The sequence below is a fragment of the Caballeronia sordidicola genome, assembly GCF_002220365.1.
GTDB lineage: Bacteria > Pseudomonadota > Gammaproteobacteria > Burkholderiales > Burkholderiaceae > Caballeronia > Caballeronia sordidicola_C.
In genome coordinates this window covers 147199-169988 of the sequence record NZ_MTHB01000046.1, presented here as the reverse complement: position 1 = coordinate 169988, position 22790 = coordinate 147199, and the positions used below count along the sequence as shown (strand labels likewise).

At 61.0% G+C, this 22790-nt stretch carries 19 protein-coding genes; 8 read left to right on the top strand and 11 right to left on the bottom strand.

Translation table 11 applies throughout. The features are described 5' to 3' along the window. Positions 1-921 precede the first annotated feature (921 nt). Both BSU04_RS08150 and BSU04_RS08145 read left to right on the top strand, forming a co-directional pair. Complete coding sequence (locus BSU04_RS08150) at positions 922-1647, top strand: type IV pili methyl-accepting chemotaxis transducer N-terminal domain-containing protein (RefSeq protein WP_089160120.1); 726 nt, start codon at positions 922-924, stop codon at positions 1645-1647. A gap of 23 nt (positions 1648-1670) precedes the next feature. Next, complete coding sequence (locus tag BSU04_RS08145) at positions 1671-3071, top strand: MFS transporter (protein ID WP_089160119.1); 1401 nt, start codon at positions 1671-1673, stop codon at positions 3069-3071. Positions 3072-3322: 251 nt separating this feature from the next. On the opposite strand, the gene BSU04_RS08140 is transcribed toward BSU04_RS08145, so the two are convergent. Then, on the bottom strand, positions 3323-3763 hold the full coding sequence (locus BSU04_RS08140) for a CBS domain-containing protein (RefSeq protein ID WP_089160118.1): 441 nt from the start codon (positions 3761-3763) through the stop codon (positions 3323-3325). A 278-nt stretch (positions 3764-4041) separates the two neighbouring features. Between BSU04_RS08140 and BSU04_RS08135 the strand changes: the two genes are divergently transcribed. Then, positions 4042-4335: a GYD domain-containing protein gene (locus tag BSU04_RS08135; protein ID WP_089160117.1), complete on the top strand. Its 294-nt coding sequence runs from the start codon at positions 4042-4044 to the stop codon at positions 4333-4335. A 40-nt stretch (positions 4336-4375) separates the two neighbouring features. Here BSU04_RS08135 and BSU04_RS08130 read toward each other — a convergent pair whose 3' ends face one another. The 4 genes from BSU04_RS08130 to BSU04_RS08115 are packed head-to-tail and all read right to left on the bottom strand — an operon-like array spanning position 4376 to position 8327. Beyond that, positions 4376-5965 carry a gamma-glutamyltransferase family protein gene (locus tag BSU04_RS08130; protein WP_256982305.1) on the bottom strand — a complete coding sequence of 530 codons (1590 nt, stop codon included), beginning with the start codon at positions 5963-5965 and terminating at the stop codon, positions 4376-4378. A gap of 17 nt (positions 5966-5982) precedes the next feature. After that, on the bottom strand, positions 5983-6573 hold the full coding sequence (locus BSU04_RS08125) for a flavin reductase family protein (protein WP_089160116.1): 591 nt from the start codon (positions 6571-6573) through the stop codon (positions 5983-5985). 39 nt (positions 6574-6612) lie between these two features. Then, on the bottom strand, positions 6613-7344 hold the full coding sequence (locus BSU04_RS08120) for a GntR family transcriptional regulator (protein WP_089160115.1): 732 nt from the start codon (positions 7342-7344) through the stop codon (positions 6613-6615). Continuing rightward, positions 7341-8327, bottom strand: a complete 987-nt coding sequence (locus BSU04_RS08115) for a polysaccharide deacetylase family protein (protein ID WP_089160170.1) — start codon at positions 8325-8327, stop codon at positions 7341-7343. The genes BSU04_RS08120 and BSU04_RS08115 overlap by 4 nt, the downstream gene beginning before the upstream one ends. Before the next feature lie 318 nt (positions 8328-8645). Here BSU04_RS08115 and BSU04_RS08110 point away from each other — a divergent pair, with 318 nt between their 5' ends. From BSU04_RS08110 to BSU04_RS08095, 4 genes are all read left to right on the top strand, one after another. Beyond that, positions 8646-9704: an ABC transporter ATP-binding protein gene (locus tag BSU04_RS08110; protein WP_089160114.1), complete on the top strand. Its 1059-nt coding sequence runs from the start codon at positions 8646-8648 to the stop codon at positions 9702-9704. Positions 9705-9852: 148 nt separating this feature from the next. Beyond that, positions 9853-11091 (top strand): ABC transporter substrate-binding protein, encoded by a 1239-nt coding sequence (locus BSU04_RS08105; RefSeq protein WP_256982316.1) that lies wholly within the window; start codon positions 9853-9855, stop codon positions 11089-11091. 82 nt (positions 11092-11173) lie between these two features. Further along, positions 11174-12088: an ABC transporter permease gene (locus BSU04_RS08100; protein WP_089160112.1), complete on the top strand. Its 915-nt coding sequence runs from the start codon at positions 11174-11176 to the stop codon at positions 12086-12088. A 1-nt stretch (position 12089) separates the two neighbouring features. Beyond that, the gene (locus BSU04_RS08095) at positions 12090-13001 is read left to right on the top strand and encodes an ABC transporter permease (protein ID WP_089160111.1); all 912 of its coding nucleotides are present in this window, start codon (positions 12090-12092) and stop codon (positions 12999-13001) included. 28 nt (positions 13002-13029) lie between these two features. On the opposite strand, the gene BSU04_RS08090 is transcribed toward BSU04_RS08095, so the two are convergent. Together BSU04_RS08090 and BSU04_RS08085 are read right to left on the bottom strand one after the other, a co-directional pair. Next, positions 13030-14268, bottom strand: a complete 1239-nt coding sequence (locus tag BSU04_RS08090) for a pyridoxal-phosphate-dependent aminotransferase family protein (protein ID WP_089160110.1) — start codon at positions 14266-14268, stop codon at positions 13030-13032. A gap of 74 nt (positions 14269-14342) precedes the next feature. Next, entirely contained in the window at positions 14343-14651 is a 309-nt protein-coding gene (locus BSU04_RS08085; protein ID WP_089160109.1) for a DUF2917 domain-containing protein, read from the bottom strand. A 145-nt stretch (positions 14652-14796) separates the two neighbouring features. On the opposite strand from BSU04_RS08085, the gene BSU04_RS08080 reads away from it, so the two are divergent. Beyond that, positions 14797-16209 carry an aminotransferase-like domain-containing protein gene (locus BSU04_RS08080; RefSeq protein ID WP_089160108.1) on the top strand — a complete coding sequence of 471 codons (1413 nt, stop codon included), beginning with the start codon at positions 14797-14799 and terminating at the stop codon, positions 16207-16209. 83 nt (positions 16210-16292) lie between these two features. Here the strand turns inward: BSU04_RS08080 and BSU04_RS08075 are convergent, their stop codons facing one another. The 4 genes from BSU04_RS08075 to BSU04_RS08060 form a co-directional block, all read right to left on the bottom strand. After that, the gene (locus BSU04_RS08075; RefSeq protein ID WP_089160107.1) at positions 16293-17636 is read right to left on the bottom strand and encodes an ABC transporter ATP-binding protein; all 1344 of its coding nucleotides are present in this window, start codon (positions 17634-17636) and stop codon (positions 16293-16295) included. Positions 17637-17648: 12 nt separating this feature from the next. Continuing rightward, a complete protein-coding gene (locus BSU04_RS08070) occupies positions 17649-19400 on the bottom strand; it encodes an ABC transporter permease (RefSeq protein WP_089160106.1) in 1752 nt (583 codons plus the stop codon). 753 nt (positions 19401-20153) lie between these two features. Further along, entirely contained in the window at positions 20154-21125 is a 972-nt protein-coding gene (locus BSU04_RS08065; protein ID WP_089160105.1) for a ferritin-like domain-containing protein, read from the bottom strand. A 402-nt stretch (positions 21126-21527) separates the two neighbouring features. Continuing rightward, complete coding sequence (locus BSU04_RS08060; RefSeq protein ID WP_089160104.1) at positions 21528-22778, bottom strand: NRAMP family divalent metal transporter; 1251 nt, start codon at positions 22776-22778, stop codon at positions 21528-21530. Positions 22779-22790 lie beyond the last annotated feature (12 nt).

Here is a 22790-nt window from a genome sequence, read left to right as displayed (position 1 = left end):
TATGACTCCCGGTGACGATCACTTGTGTTCGTACGCGACATGTTTCTCGCTCTACTCATCGATGGATGACGTCATTTCACTTCTTGCTTATTTCATTTCGATTAGTGGATTCCCTAGTCCCCTCAAGTTTGACCGATTCGTGCCGTTAGTACTCTCACGTATCGGAGCATTTCCAAGTCACCACTGTAATGGCTTCAATTCGCTTATTGAGGCGCCGTCGGCATTTGGGTCCGGTGCGAGAGAGACCAAAAACAATAACTGGATTCACTTTAAGGCACCTTCGGGTGCCTTTTTTGTTTGCCCGAGTAGGCCCGATGCTACCGGGCCGGACGGGCCGTGCCTGGAGCGCGGTGCGATAGTGGAGTGCGGCAGGGCGCCCTCGCGCTACTCGACGATCCGCCGGATGACCAGGGCGCTGCAGCCTGGATCGGCGTAGCGCACAGTCATAGTGCAGTGCGTCATCGCATCGCACCAACTCAGATCGAAAAGCCGCAAAAAGCCGCGTGTGACAAACCATTACCTGCGGCGCGACGGCTCTCCGGCTTCCATCGAATTCGACGATCGCGCATACGTCGTTGAATTGCCGAGCCCCCGCCGGGCGTACCAATAGCCGATTGGGGCGCCGTTGAAACGTGCCGAGGAGATTGCTGATCTTCTGCGCCACGCAGGTTTTGGCACGGCTATTGCATTGCTTCGGGCCGGGGCCAACGGAGGCCTTAGCGTATTAAATTTTCTCCGGCCGCTCGTGTGGAGCGGCCAGCAGGGACAACGGCGTCCCGAGTGTCAACTGTGCGACCGAGCAATCGGGGCGCCGTTGCTGCTCGGGGCGCTTTTTTTTGCGCGCTCGATCAACCATCACGAGACTCGTCCTGGTTCACGCTTTGTGATCGGGTCAACGGTCTCGGAATATCGGCCTTAATCATGAAGCAGTGGACCCACTCAAGCCGCAAGGAAATCTCGGCGCAGATCATTGGACAGCTCATCAATCTGGCCGGGAGGCAGCGGATGCTCTCGCAGCGCATCGTTCTGCATGTGCTGCTCGCATCACACGGCGATGGCGCCGCACTGATGGTGGTCAAGGACTGCCTGACCACGTTTGCGCAAACGCACGGCGACCTGGTAAGCGGCGATGGTCCATTGACGGGCGTATTTTCGGAAGCCCTGCACCAGCTCTATTTCGGCACTCGAAACGCAGACGAAAAGATCCAACGATTTATCGCGCAAGCGAATCAAGCTGTGTCGTGCTTCGAGTCGGGCACGACCGGCGCTCGCGAGAAGACCGATGCACTCGTTGTTCAGGCCACGCCGCTGCTCGAGCTCCTGCAGGAAATAACGCTCGCCTATCAAGAGGAGATGCGCAGCGTCGAGAGTGCGTCGCTCAAGCGTCAGAGTGAGATTGCCGAGCAGCTTGGAAACATCTCCATGCAGGCCAACATCGTAGCCCTCAATGCGCGCATTGCAGCCGCGCGTGCGGGGCAATTCGGCCGCGAATTTGCGGTGATCACCACTGTACTCGCCGACATCATCAAGGAGATGGACCAGTTGATCTACAGCGTCGTCAACACGCGTAGCGCCGACGAGGCGACGCCTCGAAGCAGCGTTCTTCCGCAAGATCGGCATATCCGTGCTGATCGCGCTTTTCAATAGCCTTCGCCCCGTGAGAGAGACCCATGAAAAACTTGCTGAATTCGCTATCGAGCGGTAACTGGCGCGCGTTGCTTGCGTGTTTCCTTTACTTCGATACCGGTTTCACGGTGTGGGTGATGTTCGGCCCGCTCGCGCCGTTCATCCACAAAGACATTGCGATGTCTCCCGCCGAACTGGGCTTCCTGGTTGCGGTTCCGGTGCTGGGTGCCGCCATCCTGCGCGTGACGCTCGGCAATCTGTACCAGGCACACGACGGCCGGCGCATTGCGTTGATGGGTATCGCGCTGTCGGCCTTGCCCTCAGTCATCCTGCTGCTGTTGCCGTCTGCACCGTCCTATACGTTGCTGCTCGTGCTCGGCGTGTTTCTCGGCGTCGGTGGTGCAAGCTTCGCCGTCGCGCTCCCGATGGCCGGAAGCAACTATCCGCCCAAGGTGCAGGGCCTCGTGCTCGGGCTTGCCGCCGCGGGCAACATCGGCGCGGTGCTCGACGGATTCATGTTCCCGGGCATCGCAGAGCATTTCGGCTGGGCGAAAGCGACGGGCGCTGCGTTGCCGTTGCTAGCGCTGGCAGCTACAGCGCTATTCTTTTGGGCGAAGGATCTAGGGCCCAAGTCGGGCAGTGCCCCAAAGGCTTTTCTTAGCTTCTGCATTACGCTGGCCGGACTTGTCGCGCTCGTGCTTGCAGTTCATTGGGGTATGTTCGGCGCGGGCAAAACGGGCGTGCTGCTGCTTCCGGTACTGGGTGCACTGTTGGCCATCGCGGTATTGCCGAAGCATTACCGCAGCGTGCTGGTAGAAGGGGATACGTGGGTGGTGATGCTGGTCTATAGCATCACTTTCGGCGGCTTCGTCGGCATGTCGTCCTATGTGACTACGCTGCTGATTTCGCTGTACCAACTGCCCAAACTTGAAGCGGGTCTTTTCATGTCGCTGCTCGCGTTCACTGGTGCGCTGGTGCGGCCGATCGGCGGTCTGATCGCAGACCGGATCTCCGGCGCGCGCGCGCTCGTCCTGTTGCTCGCCGGCATCTCTGCGTGCGACTTTACGTTCGCCGCGTGGATGCCGCCATTGCCGGCCGGGATTGCGCTGCTGGTAGCAACCTATCTGTGCTTCGGGCTCGGAAACGGGGCGACGTTCCAACTGGTGCCGCAACGCTGGAACGGCAAGACCGGGCTGATGTCCGGCATCATCGGCGCAGCAGGCGGAATTGGCGGATTCTATCTGCCTGTAATCATGGGTATGGCTAAGGAAAGCACCGGCAGCTATCAGATGGGCTTCGCTACTTTCGGTGGGTTGTCGGCCATCGCGTTCGCGCTGGTGGTTCTGCATCGCACGCGCTGGTTGGAATGGGCGCTGCCCAAGGAGAGTTCCATCGTTGTGGACACAATGCACGCGACAAGGGTGCGCGTAGACAGCGGCGCGTGATTCGAGCGGGAAGCTCGAGGCCCAGCGCCATGCCGCCTAGGTCGTCAGCGGGCACGTCAATCCAGGGTGCCGCAAGCTGATTGCCGAGCATCTGGACGACTGCTCATCGATTAAGTCGCGCATGATCGCTACACGCGTTTGGGCCATTGCGGGGATTCTGGCGCGCCTGGCACAGGGCCGCTACGGTTGCGGACGTCGAGCGAAGATGAAACCGAGGCGGCGCCGTTTCGGTTTCCAGCGATGCCACCGGCTCAAGCATGCTCGCCCGTAATGTAGTGTTCGAGTTGCTTGATCGTGAACTCCTGTTCCTCGATGATGTTCTTCACCAGGTCGCCGATCGAGATCATGCCGACCAGCCGCTCCTGATCGAGCACCGGCAGATGACGCATGCGGTGGGTGGTCATCAGCGCCATGCATTCTTCGCTTGACTGATCAGGCCGCACGAAACGCACCGTTTGGGTCATGATGCCGCGCACCGGCGTCGCCTTTGACGAGCGGTCCAACAGCACCACTTTTCGCGCATAGTCACGCTCCGTGATGATCCCGGCAATGCTGTCGCCGTCTGTGACGATCAGCGCTCCGATCTGCTTCTCCGCCATGAGTTTGATCGCGTCGTAGACGCTTTCCGATGCCGTGATCGTGTAGACGCTTTGGTTCGGTTTCGAATTGAGGATTTGCGCAACGCTTGTCATGGAGTGACTCCATTCTTCACTAGCAGCCCGATGACAACGCGAGACACGCTGTCGTGAAGGACTACCGGTTTCAGTATAGGCGGCGTTGTCGGCACCGAAGGACGAGAACGCGTTCTCTCGTGGCGACTCGCGACTCGCACAGCCGCGATGCCATGCAGGCAGACCCTTGGAAAGCGGCCGATCGTGCTTGATTTCATTGCCTAGAATCAAGCTACGCGCAAGTGGTTCCCGCTAGCGCGGATGTATCCCGATGCGCTTCAATCGTAGGGAGAATTGTCATGTCGACTTATGTGGTTCTTGCAAACTACACTGACCAAGGAATCCGCTCCGTCAAAAGCAGCCCGCAACGGGCGAGTCAGACGGCGGAAATGGCCAAGGGTTTTGGCTGCGAAATGAAAGAGATCTACTGGACGTTGGGTCAGTACGATATTGTCGCGATCGTCGAGGCACCGGACGATCAAAGCCTCGCTGCGTTCGGCCTCGCGCTAGGCTCAGGCGGCAATATTCGTACGCAGGCGCTGCGTGCTTTCACAAGGGATGAAGCCGGCCCGATTTTCGGCAGGTTGCCATAAGGCGGCAACCAAAGCGGCGACCGCTTCCAGGAGCTGAACCTTAAAGGCCCATGGCTTGGCCGTCGCTACGCGGATCATGAGCCCCGGACAGCGCGCCATCCAATTCAATTCGAATCACCCCGGGATGACCCGCAAGCGGACTCTGCGCTGCGATCGCGCTTACTTCATGCCCGCGCGCCGCCAGCGCGGCGAACACCTCGGCACCGGCGTCTTCCTCCAGCTTCAACGCATCGCGGCTATCCGAGAAGGTCTTGCCAAGCAGGAAACGCGGACGAGCCAGCGCGCTCAACGGGTCCATCCCGTAGTCGATCAGCCGCGTCAACACCGCCGCCAGCGTTTGCGGCTGACCGTCCGCGCCTTGCGTTCCGAACAGCAGATGCGGCCGCCCATCCTTCAGGTACATGCCGGGATTGAGCGTATGAAATGGCCGCTTGCCCGGCTGCACGGCATTGTGATTCGCCGGATCAACGCTGAAAGACGCGCCGCGGTTGTGCCAGAGAATGCCGGTGTCTCCTGCCACGACGCCGCTACCCCAATCGAAGTAGACGGTCTGCAGCAGACTGGCGCTGCGGCCTTGCCCGTCCGATGCGCCGATGAACACCGTATCGCCCGGGCGAAATTGGTGCGGCCAGGCCCGCGCTTTGTGAAGGTTGATCGAGCGCGCGTGGGCGTCGAGCGTGTCGGTCGAGAGCATGTCACCGACAGGAACGCGGTTGAACTCCGGGTCAGAGACCAGACGGTCCCGATCCACGAACGCGCATTTCACTGCCTCCACCAGCAAGTGATAGTAGTCGGCGCTGCCTTCGGCGATGGACGACAGATCGAAGCGTGCGAGCGTGCCCATGATCTGCAGCGTGGTGACGCCTTGCGTCGGCGGTTGCAGGCTCACGAGTTCTCCGCCGCGATACGCCACGCGTAGCGGTGCTTCGTCGCGTGCGCGGGTCTTCGCAAGATCGGTTTGCGTCAGCGGCGAGCCGGCCTGCTGCAGGCCGCGTGCAATGCGCTGCGCGAGTTCGCCTTCGTAGAATTCGCGCGCGCCGTAGGTGGCGATGCGTTCGAGGGTGCGCGCGAGCGCTGGTTGAACGAAGCGCTCGCCAATCGCTGGAGCGTGGCCGCCGGGTTCAAATACCGCTGAAAAGCCAGGCATTGCACGCAATTCATCGGCGCGAAACTGCTGCCAGAAGTGTTGCGACGGCGTGACCGGAAATCCCTCCGACGCATAGTCTATAGCGCGATCGAACAGAGACGACCACGAACGTTGGCCGCCCCATGACGTCTGGCTGATTGCATACGCCTGATGCCAGGTATCGACGGTTGCGGCGGTGGTCAGCGTCGAACCTGCGCCGCGCAATGGGATGGCAGCGGAGAACATGGGCAACGTCTGCGCCGCTTGCCCGATGCCCGATAACGTACGCAACATGCCCGTCTGATCACCGATGACCCAGAACGCATCGCCGCCAAGACCGGTGAAATGCGGGTAGGTCACACTCAGCGCTGCGCCGATCGCAATGGCTGCTTCAATCGCGTTGCCGCCCGCGCGCAGCACTTCGAGTCCCGCTTCACTTGCAAGTGCGTGGGGGCTGGTGACCATGCCTTCGGTGGACGTGTCGAGGGTCGTGTTGTCGTGCATGAATGCTCCGTGGTCGATCACCCGAGCGTGAAGCGCTCACGCGTGGTCACATAGTCGCTCGCGCCAAACCGTCCGACCGGGAAGTAATGCTGAAGCCGCACTCGCCAGGTTTCGGTATCGATGAGTTCGTCGCGGGCATGCAGCCTGTGAACGCATCCAATGAATATCTGCCGGCTCGTGGTTTCCAGTGTCTCCCACAAGGTGCATTCGAACGCCACCGGCGCTTGCGCGATCCGTGGCGGCGCGACCCGCGAGCTTGCAACCGGCGTCAACCCGACCTTCTCGAGCTCGCTGACGTCGGGTGCCAGACGTTCCCCGCACCGATGCATTTTTTCGGCCATCGCTTCGTCGCAGAGATGCACGACGAACTCGCGACTGCGTGCAATATTCACGGCGGTGTCCTTGAGCGAGCCATCGTCTAGACGGTTGATGCTGATCATCACAATGGGCGGTTCCTCGCCCAGCATGTTGAACATCGAGAAGGGCGCGGCGTTGATCGTGCCGCTTGCACTCAAGGTGGTGACCAGCGCGATCGGGCGCGGCACGATCAGGCTTGCCATGAGTTTGTATCGCTGATATTCGGTGATGGCTTCGAAGTCTATTTCCATGATGGCGTGGATCAGTGGGCTCAGGTTTGACGTTCGGATTCAACTCATGCCGAGCAGTTGCCCGAGGCTCTTCTCGCCCAGCATCCGCGAGGTCTCAATACGCTCTTCCAGTTCGCGGAGGTGCGCTTCCATGCGCGCAATGGCACCGGCTGCATCGCGCGCCTCGATGCAATCGACGATCGCCGCATGTTCCTCGTGCTCGCAGGGAGCGTGGCCCGGTGGCTCGTAGACGCCTACAATCAGCGAGCATCGCGACACCAGTTCCGTCAGGTAGCGTTGCAGGATCGAGTTGCCGCCAAGCGCCGCGATACGCAGGTGAAAGTCGCTTGCAAGCCGCGCCCATGAGGGCTGGTCGAAGCGATGCATGGCTTCGTGTTCATCGGCTAGCTGACGGCGCAGTTCCTTGATGTCGTGCGCGGTCGCACGTTGCACGGCGAGCTCCACCAGCACGCGCTCCATCGAACGGCGTGCTTCGAAAATCTCGCGCGTCTCCTCGGGCGTCGGCTCGGCGATCACCGCGCCCTTGTTCGGCCGCAACGCAACGATGCCGTCGTAGGCGAGCCGCTCCAGCACGCGTCGCACGACCGCGCGGCCGACGCCGAACAACTGGCACAACTCTGGCTCTGGGAGTTTGGTGCCGGGCGTCAGGCGATGGTTGAGCACACCGTCGAAGATGGCCTGGTAGAGGCGGGCGTCGGCATCCTGCACTGGTTCGCTGACGGCTTCTTTTTGGGACTTTGCAGCCACCTTCAATGCGGGTTTCGGAGTCATTTTTCTGCTGGAAGGTGGGCCGGATGTGGAGCGCTGACGAGGCCTGCGCTCTCCATCTCGTCCATATGGCGTGCGATTGCGCCGGGTGTTGTCATCCACACGTCGCCGTTCGAGCGGGCGGCGGCAATGTGCTGCAGTGCACGACGCAAATGGCGCAGCCGGTAGGGCTGGCCGACGAGGTAGGGATGCAGCGCGATGCCCATTACGAGCGCCTGCGGACGGCGGCTGCGGTTCGCCTGTTCGAGCATTTCGTCGAACTGGTCGATGATCATGTCGGCGAAGTCGCGTGCGTCGAGATGACGGCCGACCATCATCGGCAAGTCGTTGAGTTCTTGCGGGTAGGGGATGGACCACAATGAACCGGCGCGTGTTGCCATGCGCACCGGGCGATCGTCGTGGCACCAGTTGAGCGTGTAGCGGTAGCCGGTTTCCGCGAGCAGGTCGGGCGTGACGCGCGACTCGGAGATCCATGGCGAAAGCCAGCCCGAAGGCGGCGTGCCGGCATGCGCCGTGATGCGCTCGCGGCAGTGCAGCAACAAGGCGCGTTCGCTGTTTTCGTCCAGGTCGCTCTGGCGGTGCGCGTTCGTATGGCCGTGTGCGATCAGTTCGTCGCCGCGCGCGAGACAGGCGTCGATGACCTCCGGGCAGTGGTCATACAGCGATGTATTGATCAGCGTGCCCGACGGCAGCTCAAGCTGATCGAAGAGGTCGATACAGCGCCATACGCCCACGCGGTTGCCGTATTCACGCCAGCTGTAATTGAGCACGTCGGGCTGCGGCGAGACCGGGCCGAGGGCAGCACCCAGTCCCTCGCCGAACGCAAAGTGTTCGATGTTCAAGCCGAGATAGACGGCGAGGCCGGTGTCGCCCGGCCATCGAAACGCGTCCGTGTCGGTGATTGGCCGGTACGGAAAACGGCCATGCGTGGTGAGCGGACCGAACGCAGGATCGTGCGACGCGCAAGCGTTGCGGATGGTGTCCATATGCAAAAAGCCCTGAGTGACAAGCATGCCGCGCGTGAACCTTTTTGGGGGATCGCGCCCCGTGGCGGACCCGCGGCGCACCGCGACTGTGCGGATTAGCGGGTTTGATTGCCGACAGTTGGATTTCGGATTGTGTGCAATTTACACGCCATATCGTCTACGTTCAATAGATTCGATAGTTCGCAATAAAGTGACTGATATGCGAACAAAGTGGCATATGTCTTGCATGCGGGGTCTCAAAGACACCTTGCGCCCGCTGCCGTTGGTTGCCGCTCACCGCGCTTTTATCGAGGAAACGCCCTGCATGAGTTCGTACCCATGAGTCCGTCCACTTCAGCCGTGCTTAAAACCGAGCCCGCCGAAATCGAACTGGTGCATGTATCGAAGCAATATGGCGATTCGCTCGCCGTGGATTCGATCGACCTCCGGATTCCCGGCGGCCAGTATTGCTGCCTGTTGGGGCCGTCGGGTTGCGGCAAGACATCGACGTTGCGAATGATCGCCGGCCATGAGTCGATCAGCGACGGCGACATCCTCATCGGCCAGCGCAACGTCACGCGCGCGCAACCCGCCACGCGCGGCACCGCGATGGTCTTCCAGAGTTATGCGTTGTTCCCGCATCTGTCCGCGCTCGACAACGTCGCATTCAGCCTGAAGATGCGCGGCGTCGCGAAGGACGCACGCCGCCAGCGGGCGGGCGAACTGCTGGAACTTGTCGCGATGAGCGCCTATGCCGAACGCAAGCCGTCACAACTGTCGGGCGGTCAGCAGCAGCGTGTCGCGCTCGCCCGCGCGCTGCTCAATGAGCCGCGCTGCCTGCTGCTCGACGAACCCTTGTCGGCACTCGACCCGTTCCTGCGCGTGCAGATGCGAGCCGAACTCAAGCGCTGGCAGAAGGAACTGGGCATCACGTTCGTCCATGTAACACACTCGCAGGAAGAGGCGCTGGCGCTTGCGGATATGGTCGTTGTCATGAGCCACGGGCGCATTGAGCAAAGCGGCTCGCCGCACGAAGTATTCAATCGGCCGCGCACGGAATTCGTCGCGCGTTTCCTCGGTGGACATAACGTGCTTGGCGCCAACGGCCGCGCGTTTACCGTACGCGCCGATCATCTGCGGATTGCGCTGCATGGGTTCACGCCGGTCCAGTCACCCACGAGCGAAAGCGGCTTTAGCCGGATCGGCGGCATCCCTTGCACGGTCCGCGAAACTGAATATCAAGGCACTCATTTGCGCATGACGCTCGCCCCGCTCGACGGTTCGCCCGAGCTTGTTTCACTGCTCCCCGATAACGAATACGACCCGCAGCGCCTGGGACCCGATGCACGTGTCGTGGTCTGGTGGAACGAGCAGGACGCCCATGCATTGGCGGCATAAGAGACCGCTTCTCCGTTGCACCGAACGACAATTTCAACCGAGGGAGATTGCAATGACCGAGCGTTACGAACACCCGTCCGATCCCAGCACGAGCGAGACGCCGGCAAGCGCCGCTACGACCGAATCCAGCCTGGGTGCAAGCAAGGGCATGTCACGCCGCACCCTGCTCAAGGGCGCGGTCGCCGCGGCGGGTATTGCCGGGTTTCCGTACGTGCACGCGCAGGAAAAGATCACGCTACGCTACCTCGGCACGGCAGTGAACCAGAGTTCGGATATCGCCAAGAAATTCCAGGAAGATACCGGCATCCAGATCCAGTACATTCCGGTGACCACCGACGACGTCGCCAAGCGCATCATCACGCAGCCGAATTCATTCGATATTGTCGACACCGAGTACTTCTCGCTGAAGAAGCTGATTCCCGCCGGCACGCTGGCCGGCATGGATGCAAGGAAGATCAAGCTCGCCGACAAGATCACGCCGGTGCTCACGCGAGGCGAGGTCGACGGCAAGAAGATCGGCGACCAGGGCACGGCTCCGAAGAAAGTGATGTTCCTGACGGGCGCGCACTCGACCGAGTTCTCCGCGACGCCCACCGAATGGATGACACTGATCCCCACTACTTACAACGCCGATACGCTCGGCATCCGTCCTGACCTGATCAAGCGCCCGATCACGAGCTGGGCCGAGTTGCTTAACCCTGAATTCAAGGGACGTGCCGCACTCCTGAACATTCCCGCGATCGGCATCATGGATTCGGCCATGGCGATCGAGGCAATGGGCCATGTCAAGTACGGCGACAAGGGCAACATGACCAAGGCCGAGATCGACCAGACCATCAAGATCCTGATCGAGGCAAAGCGCGCGGGCCAGTTTCGCGCATTCTGGAAGGACTTCAACGAGAGCGTCAACCTGATGGCGTCCGGCGAGGTCGTGATCCAGTCGATGTGGTCGCCCGCCGTCACGAAGGTCCGCACGATGGGCATTGCGTGCAAGTTCCAGCCGCTGAAGGAGGGGTATCGCTCGTGGGCGTCGGGCTTCGGGCTGCCGCGTTCGTTACAGGGCCGAAAGCTCGACGCAGCCTATGAGTTCATCAACTGGTTCCAGGACGGCTGGGCCGGTGCTTACCTCATGCGCCAAGGCTATTACGCGGGTGTGCTCGAGACCGCCAAGACCCATATGCAGCCGTATGAATGGGACTACTGGATCGAAGGCAAGCCGGCCGCGCAGGACATCAAGGCGCCCGACGGCCAGTTGCTCGAAAAAGTCGGCACGGTGCGCGACGGCGGTTCGTACAACCAGCGCATGGGGGCGATCGCGTGCTGGAACGCGGTGATGGATGAGAACATCTACATGGTCCAGAAGTGGAACGAGTTCATCGCGGCTTAATGTGATTTGGCGCAAGGCCGGCGAGCATGTCGTGTATTTCATGCACGCCGGCCGCCTCTGTTTATCCAATAGGTAATTCGCGATGGCATCGATCGAGCTTCCCATCCAACCGCTGGAGGCGACCGTCAAGCACCGGCGTGCCCCCGCCTGGCTGCAGGCGACGCCGCTTGCGTTGACCTTCGTCCTGTTCTTTCTCGTGCCGCTGGTTATCACGCTGATCGTGAGTTTCTGGGACTTCAACGAATACCAGATCATCCCCGCGTTCACGTTCAAGAACTATGCGGCGATCTTCGATGGCTGTTCGTCGATGACCGATGTTTGCGTGACCTTCAAGACCTACTGGTCGACGATCAAGTTCTGCGCAATTGTCTGGGCGGTGACGCTGTTGACCGGTTTTACGATCGCCTACTTCCTGTCGTTTCACGTCCGTTCATCGGGTATGCAGACGGTGTTGTTCCTCGTTTGTACCATTCCATTCTGGACTTCGAATGTGATCCGGATGATCTCTTGGATACCTCTGCTCGGCCGCAACGGGCTTGTGAATCAGGCGCTCCTGTCATCGCACATGATCGACAAGCCGCTTGACTGGCTGCTCTATTCGAACTTCTCGGTCGTGCTTGCCTTCGTGCATCTCTATACGTTCTTCATGATCGTGCCGATCTTCAACGCGATGATGCGCATCGACCGGTCGTTGCTCGAAGCCGCGCGCGACGCGGGCGCGAGCGGCTGGCAAGTTATCCGCGAAGTGGTGTTGCCGTTGTCGAAGACGGGGATTGTGATTGGCTCGATATTCGTGATCACCATCGTCATGGGCGATTTCCTGACGGTGGGCGTGATGGGTGGCCAACAGATTGCGTCGGTCGGCAAGATCATCCAGGTGCAGACCGGCTATCTTCAGTTCCCCGCCGCCGCGGCCAACGCGATCATCCTGCTGGCTGTCGTGTTGATGATCGTCTGGGCGTTGACGCGCATAGTCGATATCCGCAAGGAGCTTTGACATGGCAGCGACTCGTCTGAACCTGAAGCACCGCGAGCGGCGTCCCGCCAGTTTCTACTGGCTCGCGTTGATGTTCGGGCTGTTCGTGCTGTTCCTCTACGGACCGGTCATCACAATTTTCATCCTGTCGTTCCAGGGACCGGAAGGCGGTCTCACGTTCCCCATGCGCGGGGTTTCGCTGCACTGGTTCGCAGTGTTGCGCCAAGGCGTGGGCGACATCGACATCTGGGCCGCGTTCGGACGCTCGGTGCGTCTTGCCGCCGTCGTCACGGTGTTGACCGTGCTGTTCTCGGTCGCGGCAGGGCTCGCGTTTCGTAAGCGCTTTCGCGGCGACACAGCCGTGTTCTACGTGTCCGTCGCGAGCCTGATCATGCCGTCGATCATCGTGTCGCTGGGAATCGGGCTGACCTTCCGGCTGCTCGATAACTGCGTGAAGTATCTTGCCGGTGCGTGGGGCCATCAATCATTCGTCGACAACTACACCACGTCGATGGGACTCTATACCTCCGCGCTCGGCGCGCATCTGACGTGGACGCTGCCCTTCGGATTGCTCGTGATGTTCGCTGTCTTCAACCGCTTCAACCCAGCGTACGAAGAGGCGGCTCGCGACCTTGGCGCATCGCCCTGGCAGAGCTTTCGCCACGTGGTGTTGCCGATCATCGGGCCGTCGGTGATTGGGGTGGGGATGTTCGGTTTCACGTTGTCGTGGGATGAGATCGCGCGCACGTCGCAGGCGATCGGCGACCAGAACACGCTGCCGCTGGAACTTCAAGGGCTCACGACTTCGGTCACCACACCCGTGATCTACGCGCTCGGCACGATGACCACGATGCTGTCGCTGACGGTGATGGTGGTGGGGCTTCTGACGGTTCAGTGGTTGAGCCGCCGACGTTCGAGGGCACTCGCGGGCTGACTGTCAAAAGCCCGCGCGCCCTTGGTTTTCACGCCGCCGACAACGAGCGCTCCAGCGCGGCCACGCCGGCGGGCAGATCCACCGGCACGCCGAGGTCGATCATGGTCCGGCCAAGCGCATGGATGGTCCTGAAGAGATGATGCTCGCGGCATTGCTCGCCCATCTGGCCGATACGTACGATCGGCGCGCCGAACGAGCCGGCAATCTCGACATGATGATGGCGCGAGATGTGGGCACATACGTCGGAACCACTGACGCCCTGTGGCAACGCGATACCCACGACCGAATTCAGCCGGCTCGGCTTCGGAACATAGAGCTTCAGCGCCAACGCTTCAACGCCCGCTTGCAGCGCGTTCGAACAGCGCCGGTGACGCGCGAACCGACGCTCGAGCGTCTCCGCGCACACCAGTCGCAGCGCTTCGTGGAGCGCGAGCACGCCCGACACCGGCGCCGTGTAATGGTAGGACGCGTTGTGCCAGAAGTTCGTGGCCAGCGCCGCGTCGAGGCACCAGTGCGTGGGTGGGACCGGACGCGACAGGATGCGTTGCCAAGCCTTTTCCGAGAACGCGAGTAGCGAAACGCCGGGAATCGATGACAGCCCTTTCTGGCCTCCGGTGATCACGGCGTCGATACCCCATGCGTCCATCGGCAGCGGCATGGTGCTCAGCGTGCAGACCGCGTCGACAATCACCAGTGCGCCGGCGGCGCGGGCGACGGAGGCAATCGATTCGAGGCTTCGATTCCAGACGGTGTTCGATGTCTCGCCATGCACGATGGTCACTATCTCCGGACGAAACCGGTCAATAGCGTGCGCCGCTTGCTGCGTGTGCGCGGCCGTACCGTCGACCACGTTCAGCGTTTCCACCTGAGCGCCGGTTCGCCTCGCCATCTCCGCCATGCGCTCGCTGAAGAAGCCGTTGCAAATGCAGAGTACGCGCGAGCCTTTCCACGCAAGATTCGTGATGGCCATTTCCATGGCCGCCGACCCCGGTCCCGCCACGCCCATCACCCATTTCGATTCGGTCTGGAACACATACCGGGCCATGGTCTTGACCTGGCCGATGACCGCCGCCATGGTCGAGCCAAGATGATTGATCACGACGCCGTTGGCTCGGGCCACGGCGTCGGGAATCGGTACGGGGCCGGCGCCCATCATCAGCAGAGGCTCTTCGGGAAGTATTGAAGAGAGCGGCAGGACCGTCGGACACGCGATGCTGAACGTGTCCGGCGCGCCGGAATCTGCGGAGAAGGAATGTCGGTCGTTCATCGAGGCTCGTTCAAAAAAGGCGTTGCTGGGTGGCTAAGCGGCCGGCCGTCCGGCCGAACACGGCTGCGACCCGCTCACATTGCCCGCGTCCTGCGCTGGCCGAAACGGATCAGCAACCAATAGAAAGCGAATCGCCGAGTGGGTGAGAATACCGGTGCCGAGGCTAAAACGAAACGGCTATTCGGCTCGGACGTGCTGATCCAGACCTTCGAGCGCGGTGCAAGCTCAAGCGTTTCGCCCGCCCGTAGCCACCAGTCTTCGGACTCGCCTTCAATGGTCAGCCACACCGTACCCCGGCAAACCGTCAGGGTATGAGGCTGATCGATGAGCCAGCACGCTGGCGCATCATGGGGTTCCTGCTCCAAGGTCCGGATTTCACGCATGTCCCTCTCCCATCACGGCCGCTCACAGAGAGACGGCCTCTTGACTGCATTATTTATTTAAACTCCAATCTTAGGAATGTACAGTCGCGAACAGTTGTGCCGCACTGTTCAGTGATTTTCCCTGCACACTTGAAGAGATTGCGCAATGAACCTGGTCATCGATCCGCGAAATGGCGTTCCCATGACCGATCAGCTCGTGACCGGCATTTCGGGTCTGATCCGCTCGCGGCAGCTATTGGCCGGCGTGAAGCTACCGTCAATCCGGGCGCTCGCGGCCAGCCAGCAGATCAGCCGCTTTCCGGTCATTGAGGCGTATGACCGGCTTTCGTCGCTGGGTTTTATCGTGCCAAAGCATGGCTCGGGCTTCTACGTGGCGAATCATATGGGAGGCGAGAGCGGTGCGTCGGGCGGCTCGGATCCTCGTCTTGCCGAGGAAGAGTCGCATCAGATCCTCCAGCAGTTCAACTATCCCGGCGAGTCCCTGAAGCTGAGCAGTGGCTTCGTGCCCGAAGCGTGGCGAGACATCGAGGGCATTGCTCAGACCGTGCGTCAGGTCATGCGGATGGACCCGAGTTGCGTGATCGACTACGCCATGCCGCACGGCGACGCAAATCTGAGGCACCAGATCCAGATGCGCCTCGCGATAGTCGGCATTGAGGCGGACATCTCGAACGTCATTGTCACGAGCGGGGCGAGCCAGGCGCTCGATCTGGTCGTCCGGTTCATGCTGAAGCCGGGGGACACCGTATTTGTGGAAGATCCCGGCTACTACAACCTGTTCGGATTACTCAAGCTTCAGGGCGTTCGGATCGTGGGCGTTCCGCGGCTGGCAAACGGGCCGGATGTGGAAGTTGCCGAGCATTTGCTCAAGACCATCAAGCCGAAACTGTTCTTCATCAATACCGTGTTTCATAACCCGACCGCGACAAACGTCGCACCGCAAGTCGCGTTCAAGTTGCTGCAACTCGCGCAGCAGCACGACTTCATGATCGTGGAAGACGACATCTATGCAGACTTCCAGACAACGCCGACTCAACGGCTCGCGTCTCTGGATCAGCTCGATCATGTGATCTACGTGGGCGGGTTGTCGAAGACGTTGTCGTCGTCGTTGCGGATTGGTTATCTGGCGGCCAAGCGCGACCTGATCAAGGATCTGGTCGATGTGAAGGTGCTCACGAGCCTGGGCGGTTCGCGCTTTAGCGAATGCGTGGTGGCGGCCTTGCTTGAGCGCGGCACATACCGCAAGTATCTCGAGCGCTTGCGGCGTCGCATTCACGACACGCTGTCAACCGCAGTTCAGCGTCTTGAGGAAAACGGCTGGGAAGTTTTCGATGAACCCAGCGGTGGTAATTTCATTTGGACGCGCGTGCCCGGCATAGACGACTCGATGCTCCTGGTGGAGCACGCGCTGAAATTTGGCATCACGCTTGCGCCGGGGAGCTATTACCGCCCTAACGGCGAGGCGTCGCCGTGGGTGCGGATCAACACGGCCCATACCGACGACCCGCGCGCTATCCGGTTCCTCGAACATATGGGAAAGGGCGCGGGCAAACCATAGCCTCGCGCCCTTGAGCACTTCACCAAGAGCTGGGCCTTCTATCTACCAGGAAGGCCTCCGGCTCCGCTAATCACATGATTTAATCAGGACTCCACGTCTTCCAGGCTGAACAGCTCGGTCTGGTCGTTGTACGAAAAAACCTCCCCGTAGCGTCCCCAGTTGATCACCGAGTCCAGCGTGTCTTCCGCGGCGCCGTCGGTGAGAAAATCCTCCAGTTCCTGTTCAAAGCGTACCCGCGGCGCCCGGTGTCCCGGGCGCTCATTGAGCACCTTCTTGATGCGCGCGGCCAACGGCACGTGCTTCAACAGATGCTCGGCGAACATCATCTTGCGTTCATGCGTACCCAGGTCGGCGAACACATGGGCCGACGGCGTCAGGTAGATATCCCCTTCGCGCAGTTCGGCGAACCCCAGGTGCTGCAACATTTCCGCGATCGGGAACAGGTCATCGACTTCAAGATGCAGCGACCGCGCGATCACCGGCATGTCCGCACGCCCGTTGTACGGGGCTGCCGCGAGTGTTTCGATCAGGCCGGCCAGCAAGTTGGTCGACACATGCGGCAAGCGGCTGCCGAACTCGAGCGTCTGCTTGGTCGCCTCGCCGGATTGCCGCGCGGTCATCTTGGCGTAGATTTCATCGACGAGGGACCTGAACGCCGTATCGAGGCGATTGCGAGGATGCTTGAACGGCACCTGGATCTCGGCGATCACCCGGCCCGGATTCGACGACAACACCATGATCCGGTCACACATGAACACTGCTTCTTCAATGTTATGCGTCACGATCAGCACCGACTTGATCGGCATCTTGCCCTGCGTCCACAGGTCGAGCAGATCGGTACGCAGGTTCTCGGCCGTCAGCACGTCGAGCGCGGAGAAGGGCTCGTCCATCAGCAGCAACGTGGGATCGACCACTAGTGCACGGGCGAAGCCAACCCGCTGGCGCATCCCGCCCGACAATTCACGCGGATAAGCATTCTCGAAACCGTCCAGGCCAATCAGGTCGATTGCTGCAAGCGCCCGCGCGCGTCGGGGCGCAGCACTGACTCCCTGCGCCTCCAGCCCCGCTTCCACGTTCTGAAGGACCGTCAGCCACGGGAACAGCGCGAAGGTCTGGAACACCATCGCCACGCCATCGGCGGGACCTTCGAGCGGCTTGCCTTTATAGGTGACGTCACCGGTGGTCGGCTCGATCAAGCCCGCGATGATACGCAGCAGCGTCGACTTGCCCGAGCCTGAGCGTCCGAGCAAGCCGACGATCTCACCCTCGCGCAGGGAGAGGTTGACGTCGTCGAGCACGAGCAGGTCACCCTGGCTTTTCTTGAAGCCCCGGGACACGCCCTTGACGTTCAGGATCTCTTGGTCAGCACGGGGAGCAATGCTCGTCGGCGCCACGGGGGACACGACGTTGAAGTCTGAGTTTGGCATGGAGAGGGATCCTCAATCGACTCGAAGCCTGGCTTCGGCAAAGGTGAACATGGGGCGCCACAGCAGGCGGTTGAAAAGCGTGACGAACAACGACATGACAGCGATGCCCAGGATGATCTTCGGATAGTCGCCCGCAGCGGTGGTTTGCGCGATGTAAGCGCCGAGCCCGTGCGCGGCCACCTTGGTGTCGCCCCACTGCACGAACTCGGCGACGATACTGGCATTCCACGCGCCGCCCGACGCGGTAATCGCACCCGTCACGTAGTAGGGGAAGATGCCCGGCAACATGGCCTGGCGCCACCACTGCCAGCCGCGAATCCGGAAGTTGGTCGCAACCTCGCGGTAGTCATTCGGGTAAGCCGTCGCGCCCGCGATCACGTTGAACAGGATGTACCACTGCGTGCCGAGCACGATGAGCGGCGACAACCAGATGTCCGGGTTCAGGTGAAAGCGGACGATCACGATCACGAAGATGGGAAACAACAGGTTCGCCGGAAACGCCGCCAGGAATTGTGCGAGCGGCTGCACTTTCTCGGCGAGCGCGGGACGTAATCCGATGATCACGCCGAGCGGGACCCAGATCACCGACGAGATCGCGATCAGGATCGCCACGCGCAGCAACGTGATCAGGCCCAGGACCAACACGTGCCCTACTTCGTGGAGATCCACGCCGGTGCGCACATAGCTGACCACGCGCCAGACCACGTAAAGCGTGACCGCGATGACCACGATGCTCCAGATGATGTCGCCGAAGCGCGACGGCGTCTTGCGCTTCGTCACACGCAAATTCGCGCTATCGAACGAGGGCAGGCGCAGCGGGATGCGAGCAGCGGTGGCGAAGACCCAGCCGGCCGGCACGAGCAAGCGGTGAATCAGATGCGTGCGCCGAACCAGACCGAGCACCCACGACTCTGGAGCCACACCGGAGCTGGTTGTTTCCATGCGGAACTTGTCGGCCCAGGCAACCAGCGGACGAAACAGCAGTTGGTCGTAGCCAAGGATCACGATGGTCATCGTCAGGATGACCCAGCCCACCGCGCCCATGTTCTTTTCGGTGATCGCCTGCGCGAGGTATGCGCCTATGCCCGGCAACGTGATCGTATTGTTGCCGACCGTGATTGCCTCAGAGGCAACCACGAAGAACCAGCCGCCCGACATCGACATCATCATGTTCCAGATGAGGCCCGGCATCGAGAAGGGGACTTCCAGCTTCCAGAATCGTTGCCATGCGGTCAGGTGGAAGCTGCGAGCGACTTCCTCCAGGTCTCGCGGCGTCGTGCGCAACGACTGGTAGAAACTGAAGGTCATGTTCCATGCCTGGCTCGTGAAGATCGCGAAGATCGCCGCGCATTCGGCACCCGCCACGCGCGTCGGAAACAGCGCGATGAAGAACGTGACCGTGAACGAGATATAGCCCAGGACCGGAACCGACTGGAGGATGTCCAGGATCGGTACGAGCACTTTTTCCGCACGACGGCTCTTGGCCGCGAGGGTGCCGTAGATGAGCGTGAAGACCAGCGAGGCGATCATGGCAGCGAGCATCCGCAATGTGGTGCGCAGCGCGTATTCAGGCAGGTTCGACGGCGCGAGCGAGATCGCTTGCGTCTTGAGCGTCGCGATCGGCGCCATGGTCTGGTGGAAGCCGATGGCCGCCATCGCAATCAGGCAGATGATCAGGGGGAACGCGACGAAGTCCCATCGATTAGGCAAGAGCCGCCAGGCAGACGCGTTAGCCGTGCGGTTCAGGTTGAATCCGAAGTCCATATATTCTCCGAACAGCTATGCTTGAAAACATGACGGCGTGCCCTTCGAGCTTCGAGCTTCGAGCATTGACTGCCGCCATGCATTGATTCACCGATGCAGGTTGACGAATGCATCGGCACGCGACCAAGCCGTGCTAAAAACGTGAACTGTAAGCTTTGATCGTCTTTGACTGCTAGGGCATCCGGCAAAGCGACAGCGTGCGCGCGACTAGTCCGGACGCGATTTGTCCGGGTAATTTCGACCGTTCTTTCTGGACGGCCCGACACTACTACAAACCGTGTTTGAGGCACAACCGCGCAGGCGTAACTTGTCCGTTTTTTCTGGGCGGCCTGGGGTTATAACGGTCCTATGTCGAAGATCCCGTGCGTGTGAGCGCCACAGCGGAGTGCCTGGGTTCAGGTCAGCGTCTGCTTAATGCTTGTGTGTATGAAGGTGCTTGTCGGCTGTTTGAAGGCTGAAGCGCAATAGGAATATTTCGTTTCCCTTACGGACGCCCGGGGGATGGCTGAACGCGGTTTCGCCGGCATAGCTCTGGTGGGCAGCGCGCGCGTTGCCATAGCGCCATGGCGAGGGTCGCCTGGGCTTCACTCATGGCATGGTTTGATTCCGTGCCATGTCGAGCAAAAAAACTTAGTTATGCTGTATTTTTCGGAGTCTTCATTTTAATCATCGAGGCACATTAAAAAGCCGCGCTGGTTTCCACCACAAGCGGTAGAAACCAGCGCGGCGAAGACAGGAGGTCGCCCCTTGCGATCAGGCGCTCATGTGCAGATCGCCGTTGACCCCTGCCGGGAAGAAGCCGCCCTGCGTGACTGCCGCACTGTTCAGGTAGACGATGTTCAGGACATTCGGGTAATTGCGGCTGAACGCGAGGCCGTTCGAATCGAGCGGCACGATGTTCGAGCTGCCCGCCGTTGCTCCGGAAATGCCCTGGTCATCGTTACCCACGTTGTCGAGCGCATTGCGTGCAGCAGAGATTGCGTTGGCTGATGCAATGAGGCCGAGCGACGGGGTGGCAATGCCTTTTGCATACAGCACCGTGCGTACAAGACCGGCGTGATATGCCTCGGCGGCGAGAATGCCCGCGGCAGCTGACAAATAGGTCTTGTTCGTGATCAGCGGGGCTGCGCCCTTATAGGCCGTCACACCGACGTCTTCAAAAATGAAGGCAGCAAGCAGGAAGGTTTCGTCGTTCAGATACGGGTCGAAGGCCGTGCCCGCAGGAACGAGTCCGGCTGCCTGCGCCGCCTTGGAGAACGCGCCGGTCGGGCTCTGGTACCCCACGTCGAGGGCCGGCATGGCTACGGCCGATGCACCCAGCGCCGTGCGCAGGAACGTAACATGTTCGAGCTCGTCTTTGGCGATCTCGTTTGCATATGCCTGGACCACGGGGTCGGAGAAGGTCACCGCATGGCCCGGAATGACGGTCCCCGGGGTACCCGCACCGCTCATCAGGCTGGCTGGAAGGCCCGCGCCGGTAGTCGCATACGCATAGAAGGTTGCTTCGAGATACTCGAGGTTGAGTGCGAAGTTGAGTATTTCCGGATCGGTCGGGCCACTGCTTTGCGCCGATGCACCCGAGGAGCCGCCGCCGCATGCGCCAAGGATCGTGCCGCCGATAAGTCCAAGACCGACACCGCCTGCGCTTCTGAAAAACTGTCTGCGTTTCGCCAGCTTGTCGGCGCGCTGCACGAGTACATCCATGACCTTTGAATCTTCTGACATGATATCTCCTTGAACCGTTCTGTGAACTAACCGATACGGCGACTGCGCCCGATGAAAGCCAGAGACGGAAAAGCAGCGGACAACAGACGACGAGGCGCCAGGCGAGCTGCCTGTGTCAAACGTGAATCACGAACTCGTGACGAAGCATGACGCGGAGCAGCAGGGCTGATCCGGCGCCTCTCATGTCACGTACGGTTGGATACGCATGCTGACCGCGAGACGGATGCGCACGCGATCAAATATATTTCGAGTGATTACCCGATGGAAGACGGTGAAACTTTTCAAATGGTCGTTTTGACGGACTGCAAGGACATGGACCGGCATTCAATACCGACGCCCGCGCCACCTAAGGCACGTGGCGCTGCAAGCGGAAGCGGGATCAATGCGGGGTAGCGGAGGCGCTTATCGGGAGAAAAAGCTTAGGCCCGCACCCAGGACACCGGCCGCGGAGACTGCCGCGGCAATGCTGCACACAAGCCATAGGTAGGCGCCGCGGGGCCGGTGCTGAGGCGGCAGCGCGGTCACGCTGAGCGCGATCAGCAAACCCACCACCAGCGGCAGCATCAGCGCGTTGACGACCTGCTCGGCGACGTTCAGCGAAATGAGGTTGGGCGCCAGCCACACGATGGTCGCGCTGCCAACGACCGAAGCCACATACACCCCATAGAACCATGGCGCACTCCCGGGCCGGTCTTCAAGTGAGCGCTTGTATCCCGCCACTTCACCCAGCCCCCACGCCAGCGACAGCGAGCAGACAATGGCCGCGACCATCGATGCCCCGAGCACACCCGCGCTGAACAGCAAACGTCCGGCGCGCGGTCCTACGGCCATGGTGAGGACATCGCTGATTTCACCTACGCTTTGAAAAGAGTGTTGCTGACCGTCTCTCGACAGCGTTGCCGCAACCGCGACAAGCACCGCTGCCGTGAGCAACTGGGTGAGAAGCGCACCGGCCGCGGTTTCGATCCGGGCTGCGCAATAGTCTTGGGGGCCCAGCTTTTTATCGGCGACCGCGGCCTGCTGGTAGAAGATCATCCAGGGATTGAAGGTCGCACCAATCAATGCAGCCGCGAGATAACCGTAATGATGGTCGGAGAGCGGAAGCGGAGTCATCTGGCGGAACATGCCGGGAATGTCCGGGTGGGCATGCCAGGCGAGCGCGAAGAAGGACAGTTCGAAAGCGCCAATGACGATGGCGAACTTGTCCACGCGTTTATGCGAGCCGGTGAACACAATGCCCACCAGGAACGCGGCGGCGAGCGGCAACGTGACGGACCGCGAGACGCCGAACATTTCTCCTATGCCGGCCACTCCAGTGAACTCGGTCACCAGCGAGCCGAGCACGGCGACGCCTAACCCGACTGCCGAGACCCACGCCCATGCGGGACCGAAGTTCGAGCGAACGAGCTCGCCATGACCTTGCCCGGTGAAAATACCCAGGCGCACGGTGAGTTCCTGAACCATATACAGCAGGGGGATGAGCGCAAGCAGAACCAGCAGTAGTTGCGCTCCCCATTGCGCGCCGCTCTGAGCCGCTGTCACCACGTTACCGGCGTCGCAGTCGGCGAGCATGACGAGCAGGCCCGGTCCCCACAGGGTGAGCCAACGCAGACTGGGTGAAACCTTTGGTTTGAGCAGCGAGGAACCAGTCATGCAATTTGAAAG

Excerpts from the sequence above, each read along its gene's own strand:
- BSU04_RS08075 (WP_089160107.1), bottom strand. The coding sequence starts at position 17,636 with ATGCCAAACTCAGACTTCAACGTCGTGTCCCCCGTGGCGCCGACGAGC.
- BSU04_RS08110 (WP_089160114.1), top strand. The coding sequence starts at position 8,646 with ATGAGTCCGTCCACTTCAGCCGTGCTTAAAACCGAGCCCGCCGAAATC.
- BSU04_RS08095 (WP_089160111.1), top strand. The coding sequence starts at position 12,090 with ATGGCAGCGACTCGTCTGAACCTGAAGCACCGCGAGCGGCGTCCCGCC.
- BSU04_RS08080 (WP_089160108.1), top strand. The coding sequence starts at position 14,797 with ATGAACCTGGTCATCGATCCGCGAAATGGCGTTCCCATGACCGATCAG.
- BSU04_RS08105 (WP_256982316.1), top strand. The coding sequence starts at position 9,853 with ATGTCACGCCGCACCCTGCTCAAGGGCGCGGTCGCCGCGGCGGGTATT.
- BSU04_RS08140 (WP_089160118.1), bottom strand. The coding sequence starts at position 3,763 with ATGACAAGCGTTGCGCAAATCCTCAATTCGAAACCGAACCAAAGCGTC.
- BSU04_RS08085 (WP_089160109.1), bottom strand. The coding sequence starts at position 14,651 with ATGCGTGAAATCCGGACCTTGGAGCAGGAACCCCATGATGCGCCAGCG.
- BSU04_RS08100 (WP_089160112.1), top strand. The coding sequence starts at position 11,174 with ATGGCATCGATCGAGCTTCCCATCCAACCGCTGGAGGCGACCGTCAAG.
- BSU04_RS08150 (WP_089160120.1), top strand. The coding sequence starts at position 922 with ATGAAGCAGTGGACCCACTCAAGCCGCAAGGAAATCTCGGCGCAGATC.
- BSU04_RS08090 (WP_089160110.1), bottom strand. The coding sequence starts at position 14,268 with ATGAACGACCGACATTCCTTCTCCGCAGATTCCGGCGCGCCGGACACG.
- BSU04_RS08130 (WP_256982305.1), bottom strand. The coding sequence starts at position 5,965 with ATGCACGACAACACGACCCTCGACACGTCCACCGAAGGCATGGTCACC.
- BSU04_RS08070 (WP_089160106.1), bottom strand. The coding sequence starts at position 19,400 with ATGGACTTCGGATTCAACCTGAACCGCACGGCTAACGCGTCTGCCTGG.
- BSU04_RS08145 (WP_089160119.1), top strand. The coding sequence starts at position 1,671 with ATGAAAAACTTGCTGAATTCGCTATCGAGCGGTAACTGGCGCGCGTTG.
- BSU04_RS08060 (WP_089160104.1), bottom strand. The coding sequence starts at position 22,778 with ATGACTGGTTCCTCGCTGCTCAAACCAAAGGTTTCACCCAGTCTGCGT.
- BSU04_RS08120 (WP_089160115.1), bottom strand. The coding sequence starts at position 7,344 with ATGACTCCGAAACCCGCATTGAAGGTGGCTGCAAAGTCCCAAAAAGAA.
- BSU04_RS08135 (WP_089160117.1), top strand. The coding sequence starts at position 4,042 with ATGTCGACTTATGTGGTTCTTGCAAACTACACTGACCAAGGAATCCGC.
- BSU04_RS08065 (WP_089160105.1), bottom strand. The coding sequence starts at position 21,125 with ATGTCAGAAGATTCAAAGGTCATGGATGTACTCGTGCAGCGCGCCGAC.
- BSU04_RS08115 (WP_089160170.1), bottom strand. The coding sequence starts at position 8,327 with ATGGACACCATCCGCAACGCTTGCGCGTCGCACGATCCTGCGTTCGGT.
- BSU04_RS08125 (WP_089160116.1), bottom strand. The coding sequence starts at position 6,573 with ATGGAAATAGACTTCGAAGCCATCACCGAATATCAGCGATACAAACTC.